This is a genomic window from Ornithinibacillus bavariensis, assembly GCF_018333235.1.
Classification (GTDB): Bacteria; Bacillota; Bacilli; order Bacillales; family Amphibacillaceae; genus Ornithinibacillus; species Ornithinibacillus bavariensis.
Window position 1 is genome coordinate 31,290 of the sequence record NZ_BORP01000009.1, and the last position, 18,636, is coordinate 49,925.

Below are 18,636 nucleotides of genomic sequence, written 5' to 3' on the forward strand. Positions count from 1 at the left end.
ACACCTCCTATTATAAAGACAATATTTTATAGTTTAATTTCAATATCTACACCAGATGGTAGATCTAAACGCATTAAAGAATCCACTGTTTGTGGTGTTGGGTTAACAATATCGATTAGACGTTTATGTGTACGCATTTCGAATTGTTCACGTGAGTCCTTGTATTTGTGAACCGCACGTAAAATTGTGTAAACAGCTTTTTCAGTAGGTAATGGAATTGGACCAGAAACTTTTGCTCCAGAACGCTTCGCAGTATCTACAATTTTTTCAGCAGACTGATCAAGAATACGGTGATCATATGCTTTTAAACGGATTCTTATTTTTTCTTTTGCCATTATTTTCCCTCCTTTTCGCCCATATTATAATAGACATACTCCGTGAAAATTTCTTAGCACCCCGCCATGGCAAAGGGGCCGGGTGTGCCAACAACCTTCCACATCATCGCCTCGAGTGACCAACATTCTCATTATATAGAATTTATATGGTCAATGCAACCTTTTTTGATGAAAATCTTATATGTTGCACAATTAATTATTATACTTGCTAATTTAAGTGATTGCAAGGTTTCTAAGAAGATTTATAACTTGGGAAAGTTTGGTGTAGCTTCCGATATTATAACCGTTGGTGTATTACGAGAGAATGTGTCATCTGTTCATGTATATAATCGTAGTTTCCATACTCCAACACAAATTTAACTAGTTAAAAAAAACAAAAAACAGGTAACGTCGTCACGTTACCTGTTTTCGTAAGCTATTATTATTTTGTAATAGAAGTTACAACGCCTGATCCAACAGTACGTCCGCCTTCACGGATAGAGAAACGAGTACCATCTTCAATAGCGATTGGAGAAATTAGTTCAACATTCATTTCAATGTTGTCTCCAGGCATTACCATTTCTACTCCTTCTGGTAGTGTAATAACACCAGTTACGTCAGTTGTACGGAAGTAGAACTGTGGGCGATAGTTTGAGAAGAATGGAGTGTGACGTCCACCTTCTTCTTTAGATAATACGTAAACTTCAGCTTTAAAATTTGTGTGTGGAGTAATTGAACCTGGCTTAGCAAGTACTTGACCACGGTTAATATCTTCACGAGCCACACCACGAAGTAGTGCACCGATGTTATCTCCAGCTTCAGCATAATCAAGAAGCTTACGGAACATTTCAACACCAGTTACAGTTGATTTACTTGATTCTTCTTGAAGACCAATGATTTCAACTTCGTCTCCAACTTTAACTTGACCGCGCTCAACACGACCTGTAGCAACAGTACCACGACCAGTGATTGAGAATACGTCCTCAACAGGCATCATGAATGGTTTGTCAGTGTCACGTTCTGGAGTTGGTACATATTCGTCAACAGCGTTCATTAGCTCAACGATTCTTTCTTCATACTCTGCATCACCTTCTAGTGCTTTAAGAGCAGAACCTTTGATTACTGGAACATCGTCACCAGGGAAGTCGTATTCAGATAGTAGGTCACGTACTTCCATTTCAACTAATTCTAGTAATTCTTCATCGTCAACCATGTCAACTTTGTTTAAGAATACAACGATAGTTGGAACACCTACGTTACGAGAAAGTAGGATGTGCTCACGAGTTTGTGGCATTGGACCATCAGCAGCAGATACTACTAGGATAGCTCCGTCCATTTGTGCAGCACCAGTGATCATGTTTTTAACATAGTCAGCGTGTCCTGGGCAGTCTACGTGTGCATAGTGACGAGTTTCAGTTTCGTACTCAACGTGAGAAGTAGCGATTGTGATACCACGTTCTCTTTCTTCTGGAGCACCGTCGATTTGGTCATAAGCCATTGCAGTACCTTTACCGCTTTTCTTAGCCATTACAGTTGTGATAGCAGCAGTTAATGTAGTTTTACCATGGTCAACGTGTCCGATTGTACCAATGTTAACGTGTGATTTAGAACGGTCAAATTTTTCTTTAGCCATTTATATTTCCTCCTTTAAATAAATGAAAGATTTTTTTAAGTATATGTTGGAGCTAAGAAATAAAACTTGTTTATTTCTTAGCTTACACTAAAAGTTATACTTGAGAATAAAGAAAAAATCAATTATTCTCCAGCGTTTTTCTTAATAATTTCTTCTGCAATGCTCTTTGGTACTTCTTCATAGTGATCAAAGTGCATTGTATATGTTCCACGACCTTGTGTGTTTGAACGTAATGCAGTTGCATATCCAAACATTTCAGAAAGAGGAACCATTGCTCTAATTACTTGAGCATTACCACGAGCTTCCATTCCTTCTACACGTCCACGACGGGAAGTAACGTCACCCATGATATCACCCATGTATTCTTCTGGAACAACAATTTCAACTTTTTCAATTGGTTCTAAAAGTACAGGGTTACATTTATTTTTAGCAGCTTTAAGAGCCATAGATGCAGCTACTTTAAACGCCATTTCGTTTGAGTCTACATCATGGTAGCTACCATCAAATAATGATGCTTTTACATCGATTAATGGATAACCAGCTAATACACCATTTTCCATTGCTTCTCTAACACCTTGTTCAACAGCAGGGATGTATTCACGTGGTACCACACCACCAACGATATTATTGTTAAATTCAAAGCCAGCGCCTTCTTCGTTTGGCTCAAATTTAATCCAAACGTGACCGTATTGTCCACGTCCACCAGACTGACGTACGAATTTACCTTCGACTTCAGCAGCTGCACGGAATGTTTCACGGTATGCTACTTGTGGAGCACCAACATTTGCCTCTACTTTGAACTCACGCTTTAAACGGTCCACAATGATATCTAAGTGAAGCTCACCCATACCAGAGATGATTGTTTGACCAGTTTCAGGATTTGTTTCAGTTCTGAATGTAGGGTCCTCTTCAGCTAGTTTACCTAACGCAATACCCATTTTATCTTGGTCTGCTTTTGTTTTAGGCTCGATAGCTACAGAGATAACTGGCTCTGGGAATTCCATTGATTCAAGAATTACTAAATTCTTTTCATCACACAATGTGTCACCAGTAGATGTATCCTTTAATCCTACCGCAGCAGCAATTTCACCAGCGTAAACCTTTGAAATTTCTTGACGGTGGTTAGCGTGCATTTGAAGAATACGACCAATACGCTCACGCTTATCTTTAACCGAGTTACGAACATAAGAACCAGAATCTAAAGTTCCTGAGTAAACACGGAAGAAGGTTAACTTTCCAACAAATGGGTCGGTCATAACTTTAAATGCTAGAGCTGCAAATGGTTCATCATCACTTGAAGGACGAGTGATTTTTTCTTCCGTACCAGGAACAGTACCCTCGATTGGAGGAATATCAGTTGGTGCTGGAAGATAATCAATTACACCATCAAGCATTAATTGAACACCTTTGTTTTTAAATGCAGATCCACAGAATACTGGGTAGAATTCTACGCTAAGTGTAGCATTACGAATTGCCTTTTTAAGCTCTTCATTAGAGATTTCTTCTCCCTCTAAGTATCTCATCATTAGATCTTCATCTAACTCAGAAACAGCCTCAATTAGGCTAGTGCGTAATTCTTCTGCCTTATCTTTTAGATCTTCTGGGATTTCACGTGCTTCGTCAACTGTACCAAGATCATCAAGATAATAGTGTGCTTCCATATTAATAAGGTCAATAATACCATTAAATTGGTCTTCAGCACCGATAGGTAATTGCACTGGGTGTGCATTTGCTCCTAAGCGGTCTTTTAATGTACCTACTGAATATAAAAAGTCAGCACCTGTTTTATCCATTTTGTTAACGAAAACAATACGTGGAACACCATAGGTTGTTGCTTGACGCCATACTGTTTCAGTTTGTGGTTCTACACCAGATTGAGCATCAAGTACTGTAACAGCTCCGTCAAGTACGCGTAATGAACGCTCAACTTCTACGGTGAAGTCAACGTGTCCTGGAGTATCAATGATATTGATACGATGGTTTTTCCATTGAGCAGTTGTCGCAGCGGATGTAATCGTGATTCCGCGCTCTTGCTCTTGTTCCATCCAGTCCATTTGGGAAGCACCTTCATGTGTTTCACCAATTTTATGAATGCGTCCTGTATAGAAAAGAATACGCTCAGTTGTAGTGGTTTTACCTGCATCGATATGTGCCATAATACCAATATTGCGCGTCTTTTCCAAGGAGAACTCTCTTGCCATGTATTCTTCTCCTTCCTGCTAAAGGCTTTATATTTGTTTAAATTACCAACGATAGTGAGCAAACGCTTTGTTTGCTTCTGCCATTTTGTGCATATCTTCGCGCTTCTTAACAGCAGCTCCTGTGTTGTTTGAAGCATCTAGGATTTCGTTAGCTAAACGTTCTTCCATTGTTTTCTCTCCGCGTAAGCGTGCATAGTTAACAAGGTAACGTAAGCCTAAAGTTTGACGACGTTCTGGACGAACTTCAACCGGTACTTGGTAGTTAGAACCACCAACACGGCGTGCACGTACTTCAAGTACAGGCATAACATTTTTCATTGCTTGTTCAAATACTTCCATCGGATTTTGTCCGCTACGCTCTTGAACTAGTTCAAATGCATTATAAAGAATTTTTTGAGCAATGCCTCGTTTACCATCAATCATGATTTGGTTGATTAAACGAGTTACTAGTTTTGAATTATAAAGTGGATCTGGCAAGACATCGCGCTTAGGTACTGGTCCTTTACGTGGCATATGTCCCCCTCCTTTCTTTCATCTGTGTTGTGAACAATCATTATTTCTTCTCTTTAGGGCGTTTTGTACCATATTTAGAGCGTCCTTGCATACGGCCATCTACTCCAGCTGTATCAAGTGCGCCACGTACGATGTGATAACGTACCCCTGGTAAGTCTTTTACACGTCCTCCACGGATTAAAACTACACTGTGTTCCTGTAGATTGTGTCCAATTCCAGGAATGTATGCAGTTACTTCCATGTTGTTTGATAAACGAACACGAGCATATTTACGTAATGCAGAGTTCGGTTTTTTCGGGGTTAGTGTACCAACACGAGTACAAACACCACGTTTTTGTGGAGAGTTTTCATTTGTTAATGATTTCTTGAAGCTGTTGTACCCTTTATTAAGTGCTGGTGAGTCAGATTTCTTAGGTTTGCTTTCGCGACCTTTGCGAACAAGTTGGTTAATTGTAGGCATTTTCGATTTCCTCCCTTCTGGTTTACTAAAAAACAGCTAGTAATCACCCGGTTTGTAATACCACACATCCAGGTGGTTCATCTTGAAGCAAAAAACAAAGCTTTCGCGAGAATCTATCCCGCCAAAACCATCACTTTTTTATTGCTACACTCGATGCGCCAACATCAATTCCGCATGCGGCACCTAGCTTTTTCATGGAATCAACACGCTGACACGGAATGCCCAGCGATTTAGCTAATTCTTCAATCTCTTGTGTTTTTCGCCGATCAGCATCTTCAGCTATAAACACTTCACTTACATGGCCATTTTTCATAGCCTTCAGTGTTTGCTTCATGCCAATTACTAGCTGTGATTTTACTTTCGTCACTTTTTCATAAGACATAATTATATCCTCCAAAGTAACAAGTATAAATCGGAAGCACCTTGAATATATTATCATTCTCGTTTTTCAATGTCAACTAGAATTTATAACATTTTGGTGCTTCCGATTATAATTTTTTATCTAGAAAGCCTTAAACAATCGAAAGCTTAAATCATTTTTCTTACTGTACAGGCTGTTCTACTTCTTCTTCTAATACCTCTTCCGTTTCAACCTTTGGTAGTTGAACTTTTCGGTAACGTTGCATTCCTGTACCTGCTGGAACAAGCTTACCGATAATAACGTTCTCTTTTAGACCTAGTAATTCGTCTCGTTTACCCTTGATTGCAGCATCTGTTAGAACCCTTGTAGTTTCTTGGAAGGATGCAGCAGATAGGAACGAATCAGTTTCTAATGAAGCTTTAGTGATACCTAGTAGTACTGGCTTACCAACTGCTGGTTGGTTACCTTCCATGAGTACTTTATGGTTAGCTTCCTTAAACTGATGCAGCTCAAGTAGAGAACCAGGTAAGACATCCGTATCACCAGCATCAATTACACGTACTTTACGAAGCATTTGTCGTACCATAACCTCAACGTGTTTATCACCAATTTCAACACCTTGCATACGGTATACTCGTTGCACTTCACGTAGCAAGTAATCCTGAACACCTGCAACACCTTGGACACGTATTAATGCTTTTGGATCCACTGATCCTTCTGTAAGCTCCTGTCCGGCAATTACTTCATCACCAACAGAAACCTTAAGTCGAGCATTGTATGGAACGGCATATGAGCGTTGTTCTACTTCACCTTGGATTACAACTTCATGTTTATCCTTCGCTTCATGAATTTCTAAGACTGTTCCATAAATTTCACTAATAACAGCCTGACCTTTCGGGTTACGTGCTTCAAACAACTCCTGAATACGTGGTAAACCTTGTGTAATGTCATCTCCAGCAACCCCACCAGTGTGGAACGTACGCATTGTTAGCTGTGTTCCAGGCTCACCAATCGATTGTGCAGCGATAATTCCAACCGCTTCGCCAACCTCTACCTCAGAGCCTGTTGCTAAATTGCGACCATAACACTTCTTACAAACACCGTGTTTTGTATTACATGTAAACACTGTGCGGATTGTTACTTTTTCAATACCAGCTTCCACAATTTGCTTCGCTTGGTCTTCACTGATGACAGTATCATACTCCACTATTACCTCTTTTGTCTCAGGGTGCACAACTGTTTCAAAAGCTGTACGTCCAACTAATCGGTCGAATAGTGGTTCTATTACCTCATTACCGTCCATTAAAGCGGTAACTGGAAGTCCTCGATCTGTTCCACAATCAGTTTCGCGAACAATTACATCCTGTGCAACATCAACAAGACGACGAGTTAAGTATCCTGAGTCAGCTGTTTTTAATGCGGTATCCGCAAGACCTTTACGCGCACCGTGGGTAGAAATAAAGTACTCTAATACTGTTAAGCCTTCACGGAAGCTTGATTTAATTGGTAATTCAATGATTCGACCAGCCGGGTTAGCCATTAGTCCACGCATACCAGCAAGCTGTGTAAAGTTAGATGCATTACCACGAGCTCCAGAGTCACTCATCATAAAGATTGGGTTACGGTTATCAAGTGATTCCATTAACCTATCCTGAATCGTATCTTTTGCTTGTGACCATATAGCGATAACACGATCATAGCGCTCTTCTTCCGTGATTAGACCACGGCGGAATTGCTTCATTACATTATCAACTTTCTTTTGCGCTTCATTTAGAATTTCTTCTTTTTCTGGTAATACCACGATATCGGAAATACCTACCGTCATACCAGCTGTAGTAGACATGCTAAAACCAAGATCCTTCATACGGTCAAGCATTCTAGATGTTTCCGTAATCTTAAATCGTTTGAACACCTCTGCAATGATATCACCGAGGAATCCCTTCTTAAATGGCTTGATTATTTCTCTCTTTTTAATCTCTTCTTTAATGTTTGTTCCTTTTTCCACAAAATAGTGTTCAGGAGTACGTTGTTCAAGATTAAATTTCGTTGGCTCATTAATATAAGGGAATGAATCTGGCAAAATCTCATTAAAGATTAACTTACCTACTGTTGTTAACAATAATTGATTATTTTGCTCTTCAGTAAATGTTTTATTGTTCAAAGTAGATGCCTTAACAGCAATACGTGTATGCAAATGAACAAAGCCGTTTTGATATGCAACTCTAGCTTCATTTACATCTGTGACTACTGTACCTTCACCGATAGCACCTTCACGTTCTAGTGTTAAGTAATAGTTTCCTAACACCATATCCTGTGATGGTGTAACAACTGGTTTTCCATCCTTTGGATTAAGAATGTTTTGTGCAGCAAGCATTAACAAACGTGCTTCTGCTTGTGCCTCAGCAGATAGTGGTACGTGAACAGCCATTTGGTCACCATCAAAGTCAGCGTTATAAGCTGTACATACTAATGGATGCAGACGGATTGCACGACCTTCTACTAGTGTTGGTTCAAAAGCCTGTATTCCCAATCTGTGAAGAGTAGGTGCACGGTTAAGTAAAACCGGGTGTTCTTTAATAACGTCTTCTAATACGTCCCAAACATCAGGATGAACACGTTCAATTTTACGTTTAGCTGATTTGATGTTATGTGCAATACCACGCTCTACTAGCTCTTTCATAATAAATGGCTTAAAAAGTTCAAGTGCCATTTCTTTTGGTAATCCACATTGATACATTTTTAAGTTTGGACCAACTACAATTACAGAACGTCCAGAGTAATCAACACGTTTTCCAAGTAAATTTTGACGGAAACGACCTTGCTTACCCTTAAGCATATGAGAAAGTGATTTTAATGGACGATTTCCCGGTCCAGTAACTGGACGACCACGACGACCATTATCAATCAAAGCATCAACAGCTTCTTGTAGCATACGTTTTTCGTTTTGCACAATAATACTTGGTGCACCTAAATCTAATAAACGCTTTAGACGATTATTACGGTTAATTACACGACGATATAAATCGTTTAGATCAGAGGTTGCAAAACGTCCACCATCTAACTGAACCATTGGTCTAATCTCTGGTGGAATAACAGGAAGTACATCTAAGATCATCCAAGATGTTTCATTTCCTGAGTTACGGAATGCCTCTAATACTTCTAATCGCTTAATTGCTCTTGTTCTGCGTTGCCCTTGAGCTGTTTTCAGCTCTTCTTTCAATGCATCAACCTCTTTATCAAGGTCAATATCTTGAAGAAGCTTGCGAATAGCCTCCGCACCCATTTGTGCTTTAAACGAAGAACCGTATTTTTCATAATACGTACGGTATTCTTTTTCAGAAAGTAGTTGTTTCTTTTCTAAAGGCGTATTTCCTGGATCTGTAACAATATATGCAGCAAAATAAATAACTTCCTCCAAAGCACGTGGAGACATATCTAATACAAGACCCATTCGACTTGGAATTCCTTTGAAATACCAAATATGTGACACAGGTGCAGCTAATTCAATATGTCCCATACGTTCACGGCGAACTTTAGACTTCGTTACTTCTACACCACAGCGATCACAAACAACACCCTTATAACGAACTCTTTTATATTTTCCGCAATGACATTCCCAGTCTTTCGTTGGACCAAAAATGCGTTCACAGAATAACCCATCTTTCTCTGGTTTCAATGTACGATAGTTAATCGTTTCTGGTTTTTTTACTTCACCATAGGACCATGAACGGATTTTTTCTGGTGAAGCTAGACCAATCTTCATAAATTCAAAATTATTTACATCTAACAAGGGTATACCTCCCTTTTTAATGTCCGTTTTTACGATGAATTACCTTGCTAAGAGCTTATTGGGGGAAGACTAATTAGCTAGTCTATTCCCCCGATAATTAATTTTCTTCAACCTCTAAATTTAACTTGCTTGCCGCCTGTGTATCTTCTTCCTCCAGGTCACGCATTTCAATTTCTGATTCATCACCTGCAAGAATCTTAACGTCAAGACCAAGACTTTGTAATTCTTTAATTAATACTTTAAAGGATTCTGGTACACCAGGCTCTGGTACATTGTCACCTTTAACAATAGCTTCATACGTCTTCACACGTCCAACTACATCATCAGACTTAACTGTTAGAATTTCTTGAAGCGTATAAGCAGCACCATAAGCTTCTAGTGCCCATACCTCCATCTCACCGAAGCGCTGACCACCGAACTGAGCTTTACCACCCAACGGTTGTTGCGTAACAAGTGAGTACGGACCAGTTGAACGTGCATGTAATTTATCGTCAACCATGTGTGCTAGTTTAATCATATACATAACCCCAACAGACACACGGTTATCAAAAGGCACACCAGTTCTTCCGTCATAAAGAATGGATTTTGCATCACGAGGCATTCCAGCTTCTTCTAATGTATCCCAAACGTCTTGTTCGGTAGCACCATCGAATACCGGTGTTGCAACATGAATGCCTAACTGTCTTGCAGCCATACCTAAATGCAGCTCAAACACCTGTCCGATGTTCATACGCGAAGGTACCCCTAGAGGGTTAAGCATAATGTCAACAGGTGTACCGTCAGGAAGGAATGGCATATCTTCTTCCGGCAAAATACGAGAAATAACACCCTTATTTCCGTGACGACCAGCCATCTTATCCCCTTCATGAATTTTACGCTTTTGGACAATATAAACACGTACTAATTCATTGACACCTGGTGGTAATTCGTCCCCATCCTCACGATTAAACACTTTAACATCAAGGACAATTCCACCTGCACCATGTGGCACACGTAGAGAAGTATCACGCACCTCACGTGCCTTTTCACCAAAGATTGCATGAAGTAAACGCTCTTCAGCAGATAGTTCTGTAACTCCCTTAGGTGTCACTTTACCGACTAGGATATCACCATCAGAAACTTCAGCACCAATCCGAATAATTCCTTGTTCGTTTAGATTTTTAAGTGCTTCTTCACCAACATTCGGAATATCTCTAGTGATTTCTTCTGGTCCAAGCTTTGTATCACGAGCTTCAGATTCATATTCCTCAATATGAATAGAAGTATATACATCATCTTTTACAAGGCGCTCACTCATAATGATAGCATCCTCGTAGTTGTATCCTTCCCAAGTCATAAACGCAACTAAAACATTACGTCCAAGTGCTAGTTCACCTTTTTCCATAGAAGGACCGTCAGCAAGAACTTCACCCTTGGTCACACGATCCCCTTCCTGAACGATAGGGCGTTGATTGTAGCAAGTACCTTGGTTAGAACGAATGAATTTTTGAAGCTTATAGCGATCTGTATCACCTTTTACTTCTTTTCCATCGACAACAGCAACTCGACGAACAATAACTTCTTTAGCTTCCACACGTTCCACAATTCCATCGTGCTTACAAATGATAGCAGCACCAGAGTCTTTACCAGAAACATACTCCATTCCAGTACCAACAATTGGAGCTTCTGGACTAAGTAGTGGAACAGCCTGACGTTGCATGTTCGCTCCCATTAGCGCACGGTTTGAGTCATCGTTTTCTAAGAATGGAATACACGCTGTCGCAGCAGATACAACCTGCTTCGGCGATACATCCATATAGTCAATCTTCTCGCGTGGAACAACTGTGTTCTCACCACGAAAACGAGAAATAACCTCTTCGTCAGCAAATGTACCGTCATCATTTAAGCGAGCATTTGCTTGTGCAACAATATAATTATCCTCTTCATCTGCAGTTAGATAATCAATTTGATTGGTTACTTTACCAGTGTCAGGATCAACACGACGGTAAGGCGTTTCAATAAAACCAAATTTATTAACCTTTGCATAGGATGATAAGGAGTTAATTAATCCAATATTCGGTCCCTCAGGTGTTTCAATTGGACACATACGACCATAATGCGAATAGTGAACGTCACGCACCTCGAAACCAGCACGTTCACGAGTTAAACCACCCGGTCCTAATGCTGACAAACGACGCTTATGTGTTAGTTCAGCAAGCGGGTTAGTCTGGTCCATAAACTGAGATAGCTGTGAGCTACCAAAGAATTCCTTAATTGACGCGATAACCGGACGAATATTGATCAGTTGCTGTGGAGTTACACTAGACGTATCCTGAATAGACATACGTTCACGGACTACCCGCTCCATTCGAGATAAACCGATACGGAACTGATTTTGTAATAGTTCCCCAACCGAACGAAGTCTACGGTTACCTAAGTGATCGATATCATCCGTATCCCCAACATGGTGTAGTAGATTAAAGAAATAGCTAATCGAAGCTAAAATGTCAGCAGGTGCAATGTGCTTAACACTAGAATCGATATGTGCATTCCCAATAACATTAAGAGCTCTTTCACCACTCGGATCAGTTGGGTCGACAATCTTAATCGATTGAATTCGAATTGGATCCTCTAAAACTCCATCATGCGGCTCTAGTATTCTCTCTCCCAAGATTACATCATTTTCTTCAATGTACGGGATTAATTTATCTAATAATCTACGCTCCACTTTATCGCCAGCCTGTGCTAAAACTTCACCAGTTTCAGGGTCGACAATCGGTTCAGCTAGTACCTGGTTAAACAAGCGATTTTTAATATGAAGCTTCTTGTTTATTTTATAACGACCAACATGTGCAAGATCATAACGCTTAGGATCGAAGAAGCGTGAAATAAGCAAGCTTTTTGCATTCTCAACAGTTGGTGGTTCTCCTGGACGTAGACGCTCATAGATTTCAAGAAGTGCTTTTTCAGTCGTTTCTGTATTATCCTTTTCTAATGTATTCATTAGATATTCGTTTTCACCGATTAAATCAATTATTTCTTGATCCGTACCAAATCCAAGAGCACGTAACAGCACTGTGATTGGCAATTTACGTGTACGATCAATACGAACATAAGCAACATCTTTAGCATCCGTTTCAAATTCTAACCAAGCTCCTCGGTTTGGAATAACGGTTGCAGCGACGCCTCTTTTTCCGTTTTTATCAATTTTTTCGTTGAAGTAAACGCTCGGCGAACGAACAAGCTGTGATACGATAACACGTTCTGCTCCATTAATGATGAACGTACCTGTATCCGTCATGAGAGGGAAGTCTCCCATAAAGACTTCTTGCTCCTTCACTTCACCAGTTTCATTGTTGATCAAACGAACCTTCACACGAAGCGGAGCATTGTAAGTTACATCTCTTTCTTTTGATTCATCTACTGGATATTTCGGTTCACCTAAGCTATAATCTACAAACTCAAGTGATAGATTACCTGTAAAATCCTCAATTGGAGAAATGTCCTGAAACATCTCTCGCAAACCTTCTTCCATAAACCATTGATATGAAGCGGTTTGGATTTCGATTAGATTCGGCAATTCTAATACTTCACTGATGCGCGCATAACTTCTACGCTTTCGGTGCCGTCCATACTGAACTAGTTGACCTGTCAACTGCTTCACCTCTCAAATCATGCTTATTTTGATTATGAGCAATGCTCATAGTTAAAAATAATATATTGTTAGAGAACAACTACCTCCATAACAGGAAGCTATGTTCTCACAACTGCATTAAATAAACTTACCTCACAAGTAATACTTACAACAGGTGAAATTGCATCCTTTAGCTCCATTTCACCGAAACAAAATATTACTTGCCATACCTAAAATTATGGGGTATCATTTTAAAAAGAAAAGAAATAACCTAATTTTAATCTAGATTAAATGAGAAAAATAGATAGAACGCACTAAAAAACTCGATTCTATCATTGTTTCCGATAACCAGTGAATTATACACTTTTCTTCCTTTGATAACAAATTCCTCTTGACAAAGGTTTCCCATATTAGCATTTTATTATATTACCACATTTTAAAATAGAAAGTCAATCCTTTACCGCTCGCAAAATATAATACCCTTTACTGCGCTCTATAGTTTCACAGTTTCCAAATAAAGCTTCTATTTTTTCAATTGCTGAAGGTGCACCTTGCTTTTTTTGAATAACAACCCAAAGCTCTCCACCCTTATGCAATCTATCCTTCGAACCTTCAAACATTCCATGAACTACTTTTTTACCTGCTCGAATCGGCGGATTAGTTAAGATAGCAGCAAAAGAACGTTCTTTCAAACTAGAAAACTGATTGCTTATTACTATTTCTACATTATGTATGCCGTTTTGTTCTGTATTAGTTTTCGCTAGAGATAATGCACGTTCATTTACATCAGCCATGACAACCGTTCTTTCAGGCATCTCATTAGCAATAGCCATCCCAATTGGACCATACCCACAGCCTAAATCCAATATATCCCCTGGTACTTGTGGCGGAGTGAACGTTTCAACTAATAATCTTGTACCGAAGTCGACCTCGTTTTTTGAAAAAACACCTACATCACTAGAAAATACATAGTTTTTTCCACGCAGTTTATAATTCCATGTCATGGGTGAACTTTTTGATTGGGGTTTTTGTGAAAAGTAATGCTCAGTCATTTGGGCACCTACTTTACCTATAATATGTCATAATGAAGTTTCTATAATTAAATGTAGAGCCCGTCGATTAATACGACGAGCTCATTTAATTTTTTAATGAAGTTAGTATGATTGATTATTTTACTTCTACAGTAGCGCCAGCTTCTTCAAGCTTACCTTTAACTTCTTCAGCTTCTTCTTTAGAAACGCCTTCTTTAACTGCTTTAGGAGCGTTATCAACTAAGTCTTTAGCGTCTTTTAAGCCAAGACCAGTGATTTCGCGAACTGCTTTAACAACTTTAATTTTAGAAGCACCAGCATCAGCAAGTACAACATCAAATTCAGTTTTTTCTTCAGCAGCGCCACCAGCAGCTGCTCCACCAGCAACAGCAACAGGAGCCGCAGCAGTTACTCCAAATTCTTCTTCAATAGCTTTAACAAGATCATTAAGATCTAGGACAGACATTTCTTTAATAGCATCGATAATTTGCTCTTTAGTCATTTTATATTTCCTCCTAATAATTAATTTTATAGTTGTTCGAACAGCATTCGATTGTAAATCAAATTATGCGCCTTGTTCTTCTTTTTGTTCCGCAATAGCTTTTGTAACGTAAGCAAAGTTGCGAATTGGTGCTTGAAGCACGCTGAGTAGCATAGATACCATACCTTCGAAGTTTGGTAGATCTGCAAGCTCCTTGATTTGTTCAAGTGATACAATCTTACCTTCTAGTACGCCACCTTTGATTTCTAAAGCATCATGGTCTTTAGCAAAATTGCTTAGGATTTTAGCTGGCGCAATTACATCTTCATTACTGAATGCAATAGCAGTAGGTCCTACTAGAACTTCATTTAACTCTGACAGATTTGCATCATCAGCAGCTCTACGTGTCATTGTATTTTTATAAACCTTAAATTCAACACCCGCATCACGAAGCTCTTTACGTAATTGAGTCACCTCAGCAACATCAAGACCACGGTAGTCAACTAAAACAGTTGATTTACTATCACGTAATTTATCAGCAATTTCTTGTACTAGTTGTTGTTTTGATTCCATTACCTTTGACATTGTTCCACCTCCCGTTAGTTTTGTCCATTATACCGCTCTAGGTTCATTCATAAAAAGAGCCCCCATGTAGACATGAAGGCTCCTAAAAAACAAATTCATCTATTTGTTTCAATCACCTCGGCAGGACATTAAGCGATTGCTCGCACCTGCTGTCTACGGTACAACGTATTCAATTTATCAAGCGATATTTAGTATACCGAATTGACCAATAAAAGTCAATTACCAATTAACGGTAGTTTGTAACATCAACTTTAATTCCAGGTCCCATTGTAGAGGTAATTGCTACATTTTTCATGTAGATTCCTTTTGCAGCTTGTGGTTTAACTTTGATGATAGTTTCTACTAACGCGTCAAAGTTTTCAACAAGTTTTTGGTTATCAAAAGAAATTTTACCGATAGGAACATGGACGTTCGATTGCTTATCTACACGATACTCAACCTTACCAGCTTTAATTTCCTTCACTGCTTTTTCCACTTCGAATGTAACTGTACCAGTTTTAGGGTTTGGCATTAGACCTTTAGGTCCAAGCACACGACCTAGTTTACCAACTTCAGCCATCATGTCAGGAGTAGCTACGATTACATCAAACTCAAACCAGCCTTGGTTAATTTTGTTGATTAAATCTTGATCTCCAACATAATCTGCTCCAGCAGCTTCAGCTTCTTTAGCTTTATCACCTTTAGCAAATACTAGAACGCGTTGTGTTTTACCAGTACCGTGTGGTAATACGAAAGCACCACGAATTTGTTGGTCAGCTTTCTTAGGATCAACACCTAAACGGAATGCAACTTCAACAGTTTCATCAAATTTAGCTTTAGCTGTTTCCTTTAGTAGAGTAACAGCTTCATTTATTTCATAAGCTTTAGAACGATCAACAAGCTTAGCAGCTTCTTGATATCTCTTACCTCTTTTAGCCATTATTTATTTCCTCCTCTATTGTGGTAATAACGGTTGTACCTCCCACTTATAAAAGCCCGAACAGCTTTTATAAAGCACTAATACAAATAAGAAAATGGTATTTCTTATTCATGAAAAAGGTTGCGCGAAACGGATGACCATTACCGCAACCCTTTAGTGTACATTAGAGTATTAGTCTTCAATAACAATACCCATGCTACGTGCAGTACCTTCAACCATGCGCATCGCTGCTTCTACATCAGCGGCGTTTAAATCAGGCATTTTGGTTTCTGCAATTTCTCTTACTTTATCACGTTTTAAAGTCGCAACCTTATTTTTATTAGGTTCTCCAGATCCCGAATCTAGACCAGCTGCTTTCTTAAGCAATACAGCTGCAGGTGGAGTTTTCGTAATAAATGTAAATGAACGGTCTTCAAACACAGTGATTTCAACCGGAATAATTAAACCAGCTTGATCTTGCGTACGAGCATTAAATTCCTTACAGAATCCCATGATATTAACACCGGCTTGACCAAGTGCAGGTCCTACTGGTGGTGCTGGGTTAGCTTTACCAGCTGGAATTTGCAATTTAACTAATTTGATTACTTTTTTAGCCACGAGACACACCTCCTTAAAGTCCGTGATGTGGTAATTGGGGATATTCCCCTCCCACTCATTTTTAGCCCTAACATTTGGTTCGAGGGCATGAATAACACAAGAATTTTAGCACGAAAATGAAAAATATGCAAGACTTTCAAGAAATATTTATCCTTATATTTTCTCGATTTGTGAGAAATCCAATTCTACAGGAGTCTCTCTACCAAACATATTCACATGAACCTTAACCTTCTGCTTATCCACATCAATATGTTCAATCGAACCGGTAAAGTTAGCAAAAGGTCCATCCATAACTCTTACATTTTCTTTTAATTCGAAGTCTACTTGAACTACAGGTTCCGCCATTCCCATACGCTTAAGAATAGCTTCCGCTTCGCCAGGTAGTAATGGGGTTGGCTTTGTACCACCACCACTAGAACCGATAAAGCCAGTAACTCCTGGGGTATTGCGCACAACATACCAAGAATCGTCTGTCATAATCATTTCGGTTAGAACATAACCAGGAAATACCTTTTTCTTTTGTACCTTCTTTTTACCGTTTTTTATTTCTGTTTCTTCTTCCTCAGGAACAATGACACGGAAAATTTTATCCTCCATACCCATTGTTTCTACTCGTTTTTCCAGGTTTGCTTTTACTTTATTTTCATACCCTGAATATGTATGAACAACATACCAATTTTTCTCCATAATAATAGGACCTTACGTCCTTCCCTCCCTTTGGGTAGATTCACCATTTCCAATAAGGCTTTATTCGCAAAAAGCCTATTATCATAAATTAGGAGATAATGAGACTTTCTCAGAAGCTGCTATGAGGGTCCCCATCACAACCACCAATACAAAAAGAGCCTAAATTAAAAAAAGCCTATTAAAAAAACCCGTATTATCCGGGTTTTTAGCAACAGTCGCTATCCATCTTTCATTATAGCATAATTATAAGAATTTTATTCAAAAAATAAGTTCAAAAATTGAGAGATTCCTAAATCGATAAGCCCAAAGAAAACAGCCATAAATACAACGGTTGAAACTACAACAATGGTATAGCTAGATAATTCCTTTCCCTTTGGCCAACTAACTTTCTTCATTTCTCTAGAGACATTTTTTAGAAATTTAAACATGTTTGTACCCCCCAAACTCAGGCGTGGATTCCACTTATCTAAAAATTATTTTGTTTCGCGATGCAATGTATGTTGTCCACATGCTTTGCAAAATTTTCGCACTTCCATGCGTGAAGCTTGTGTGGATACATTTTTACTAGTTGTGTAATTTCTGCTGGAGCATATTGCACACGCTAATGTGATTTTCTTCGTCATCATATCACCCCAAATTAGGGTTTTTTCTCATTTTAATGTAGCACGGTTGTCCAATTGTGTCAACGATACTTATAAGCTTAGTTCATTCGTTTCCATCAGTTGTTCCAGCTTTCGTTTTACTCGCTGCAACGCATTATCAATCGATTTTACGTGCCTATTTAACTCTACAGAAATTTCTTGATATGTCTTACCTTCTAAGTATAAATGGAGTACCCCTTTTTCAAATTCACTCAGTAACTCTGAAAGCTTTAGTTCCATATCGCCAAAATTTTCTCGGTTAACCAATAGCTCCTGTGGATCAATCGCCCTAGAGCCAGCGATAACGTCAAGTAATGTTCGATCGGATTCTTCATCATAAATAGGCTTGTCCAACGAAACATAAGAATTTAATGGAATATGTTTCTGCCTCGTAGCAGTCTTAATAGCCGTTATAATTTGTCTCGTAATACATAATTCCGCAAATGCTTTAAAAGATGTCAATTTATCCTCATTATAATCCCGAATTGCCTTATAAAGGCCAATCATGCCTTCTTGGATAATGTCTTCTTTATCAGCACCAATTAGAAAATAAGTTCTAGCTTTAGCCCGGACAAAGTTCTTATACTTATGAATTAAATAATCCAATGCCTCATTATCTCCTTGATGGATTAGCTCTAAAACTTCATCATCATCAAGCTTGAGTAATTTGTCATTGTCTTTGATTAATTGCTTGATGTTCACCCGGAAAGCCCCCTTGACAAATTAGTCAATATTACAAACATTATACAGTAAGCACCTTAATAACACAATAGCCTAAATTTTCTAGACAAATGCGTGGGCGCCATGATA

18 protein-coding genes and 1 other annotated feature are annotated in these 18,636 nt (G+C 38.9%); of the genes, 1 reads left to right on the forward strand and 17 read right to left on the reverse strand.

From position 1 onward, the window contains the following. Positions 1–26: 26 nt before the first annotated feature. Positions 27–335 (reverse strand): 30S ribosomal protein S10, encoded by a 309-nt coding sequence (gene rpsJ / locus KI338_RS17045; protein WP_010095771.1) that lies wholly within the window; start codon positions 333–335, stop codon positions 27–29. A gap of 84 nt (positions 336–419) precedes the next feature. Here rpsJ and KI338_RS17050 point away from each other — a divergent pair, with 84 nt between their 5' ends. Further along, positions 420–695: a hypothetical protein gene (locus KI338_RS17050; RefSeq protein WP_212922233.1), complete on the forward strand. Its 276-nt coding sequence runs from the start codon at positions 420–422 to the stop codon at positions 693–695. Between the two features lie 61 nt (positions 696–756). Here the strand turns inward: KI338_RS17050 and tuf are convergent, their stop codons facing one another. The 16 genes from tuf to sigH form a co-directional block, all read right to left on the reverse strand. After that, positions 757–1,947: an elongation factor Tu gene (gene tuf / locus KI338_RS17055; protein WP_212922234.1), complete on the reverse strand. Its 1,191-nt coding sequence runs from the start codon at positions 1,945–1,947 to the stop codon at positions 757–759. 122 nt (positions 1,948–2,069) lie between these two features. Further along, positions 2,070–4,148: an elongation factor G gene (gene fusA, locus KI338_RS17060; protein WP_212922235.1), complete on the reverse strand. Its 2,079-nt coding sequence runs from the start codon at positions 4,146–4,148 to the stop codon at positions 2,070–2,072. A 42-nt stretch (positions 4,149–4,190) separates the two neighbouring features. Then, positions 4,191–4,661 (reverse strand): 30S ribosomal protein S7, encoded by a 471-nt coding sequence (gene rpsG, locus KI338_RS17065; protein WP_212922236.1) that lies wholly within the window; start codon positions 4,659–4,661, stop codon positions 4,191–4,193. A gap of 40 nt (positions 4,662–4,701) precedes the next feature. After that, complete coding sequence (gene rpsL / locus KI338_RS17070; RefSeq protein ID WP_047983292.1) at positions 4,702–5,121, reverse strand: 30S ribosomal protein S12; 420 nt, start codon at positions 5,119–5,121, stop codon at positions 4,702–4,704. A gap of 130 nt (positions 5,122–5,251) precedes the next feature. Beyond that, the gene (locus KI338_RS17075; protein WP_212922237.1) at positions 5,252–5,503 is read right to left on the reverse strand and encodes a ribosomal L7Ae/L30e/S12e/Gadd45 family protein; all 252 of its coding nucleotides are present in this window, start codon (positions 5,501–5,503) and stop codon (positions 5,252–5,254) included. Between the two features lie 160 nt (positions 5,504–5,663). Further along, the gene (gene rpoC / locus KI338_RS17080; protein WP_280530762.1) at positions 5,664–9,272 is read right to left on the reverse strand and encodes a DNA-directed RNA polymerase subunit beta'; all 3,609 of its coding nucleotides are present in this window, start codon (positions 9,270–9,272) and stop codon (positions 5,664–5,666) included. 97 nt (positions 9,273–9,369) lie between these two features. Next, positions 9,370–12,906, reverse strand: a complete 3,537-nt coding sequence (rpoB, locus tag KI338_RS17085; protein ID WP_212922238.1) for a DNA-directed RNA polymerase subunit beta — start codon at positions 12,904–12,906, stop codon at positions 9,370–9,372. 428 nt (positions 12,907–13,334) lie between these two features. Next, entirely contained in the window at positions 13,335–13,937 is a 603-nt protein-coding gene (locus KI338_RS17090) for a class I SAM-dependent methyltransferase (RefSeq protein ID WP_212922239.1), read from the reverse strand. A gap of 115 nt (positions 13,938–14,052) precedes the next feature. Beyond that, positions 14,053–14,418, reverse strand: coding sequence for a 50S ribosomal protein L7/L12 (gene rplL / locus KI338_RS17095; RefSeq protein WP_212922240.1), 366 nt, complete (start codon positions 14,416–14,418; stop codon positions 14,053–14,055). A 63-nt stretch (positions 14,419–14,481) separates the two neighbouring features. Then, a complete protein-coding gene (gene rplJ, locus KI338_RS17100) occupies positions 14,482–14,982 on the reverse strand; it encodes a 50S ribosomal protein L10 (RefSeq protein WP_212922241.1) in 501 nt (166 codons plus the stop codon). A 43-nt stretch (positions 14,983–15,025) separates the two neighbouring features. After that, positions 15,026–15,159: a sequence feature (ribosomal protein L10 leader region), on the reverse strand. A 49-nt stretch (positions 15,160–15,208) separates the two neighbouring features. Then, entirely contained in the window at positions 15,209–15,901 is a 693-nt protein-coding gene (gene rplA, locus KI338_RS17105; RefSeq protein ID WP_212922242.1) for a 50S ribosomal protein L1, read from the reverse strand. Between the two features lie 171 nt (positions 15,902–16,072). Continuing rightward, on the reverse strand, positions 16,073–16,498 hold the full coding sequence (gene rplK / locus KI338_RS17110) for a 50S ribosomal protein L11 (protein ID WP_042145365.1): 426 nt from the start codon (positions 16,496–16,498) through the stop codon (positions 16,073–16,075). Positions 16,499–16,651: 153 nt separating this feature from the next. Next, positions 16,652–17,185, reverse strand: a complete 534-nt coding sequence (nusG, locus tag KI338_RS17115) for a transcription termination/antitermination protein NusG (protein WP_212922243.1) — start codon at positions 17,183–17,185, stop codon at positions 16,652–16,654. Positions 17,186–17,439: 254 nt separating this feature from the next. Next, positions 17,440–17,613 (reverse strand): preprotein translocase subunit SecE, encoded by a 174-nt coding sequence (gene secE / locus KI338_RS17120; RefSeq protein ID WP_212922244.1) that lies wholly within the window; start codon positions 17,611–17,613, stop codon positions 17,440–17,442. Between the two features lie 45 nt (positions 17,614–17,658). Continuing rightward, entirely contained in the window at positions 17,659–17,808 is a 150-nt protein-coding gene (gene rpmG, locus KI338_RS17125) for a 50S ribosomal protein L33 (protein WP_212922245.1), read from the reverse strand. A gap of 69 nt (positions 17,809–17,877) precedes the next feature. Then, positions 17,878–18,528, reverse strand: a complete 651-nt coding sequence (sigH, locus tag KI338_RS17130) for an RNA polymerase sporulation sigma factor SigH (RefSeq protein ID WP_212922246.1) — start codon at positions 18,526–18,528, stop codon at positions 17,878–17,880. Positions 18,529–18,636: the final 108 nt, after the last annotated feature.

Bases quoted from the DNA above. Each gene is read 5' to 3' on its own strand.
- rpsJ (WP_010095771.1), bottom strand. From the start codon at position 335: ATGGCAAAAGAAAAAATAAGAATCCGTTTAAAAGCATATGATCACCGT.
- tuf (WP_212922234.1), bottom strand. From the start codon at position 1,947: ATGGCTAAAGAAAAATTTGACCGTTCTAAATCACACGTTAACATTGGT.
- fusA (WP_212922235.1), bottom strand. From the start codon at position 4,148: ATGGCAAGAGAGTTCTCCTTGGAAAAGACGCGCAATATTGGTATTATG.
- rpsG (WP_212922236.1), bottom strand. From the start codon at position 4,661: ATGCCACGTAAAGGACCAGTACCTAAGCGCGATGTCTTGCCAGATCCA.
- rpsL (WP_047983292.1), bottom strand. From the start codon at position 5,121: ATGCCTACAATTAACCAACTTGTTCGCAAAGGTCGCGAAAGCAAACCT.
- KI338_RS17075 (WP_212922237.1), bottom strand. From the start codon at position 5,503: ATGTCTTATGAAAAAGTGACGAAAGTAAAATCACAGCTAGTAATTGGC.
- KI338_RS17090 (WP_212922239.1), bottom strand. From the start codon at position 13,937: ATGACTGAGCATTACTTTTCACAAAAACCCCAATCAAAAAGTTCACCC.
- rplL (WP_212922240.1), bottom strand. From the start codon at position 14,418: ATGACTAAAGAGCAAATTATCGATGCTATTAAAGAAATGTCTGTCCTA.
- rplJ (WP_212922241.1), bottom strand. From the start codon at position 14,982: ATGTCAAAGGTAATGGAATCAAAACAACAACTAGTACAAGAAATTGCT.
- rplA (WP_212922242.1), bottom strand. From the start codon at position 15,901: ATGGCTAAAAGAGGTAAGAGATATCAAGAAGCTGCTAAGCTTGTTGAT.
- nusG (WP_212922243.1), bottom strand. From the start codon at position 17,185: ATGGAGAAAAATTGGTATGTTGTTCATACATATTCAGGGTATGAAAAT.
- secE (WP_212922244.1), bottom strand. From the start codon at position 17,613: ATGTTTAAATTTCTAAAAAATGTCTCTAGAGAAATGAAGAAAGTTAGT.
- rpmG (WP_212922245.1), bottom strand. From the start codon at position 17,808: ATGACGAAGAAAATCACATTAGCGTGTGCAATATGCTCCAGCAGAAAT.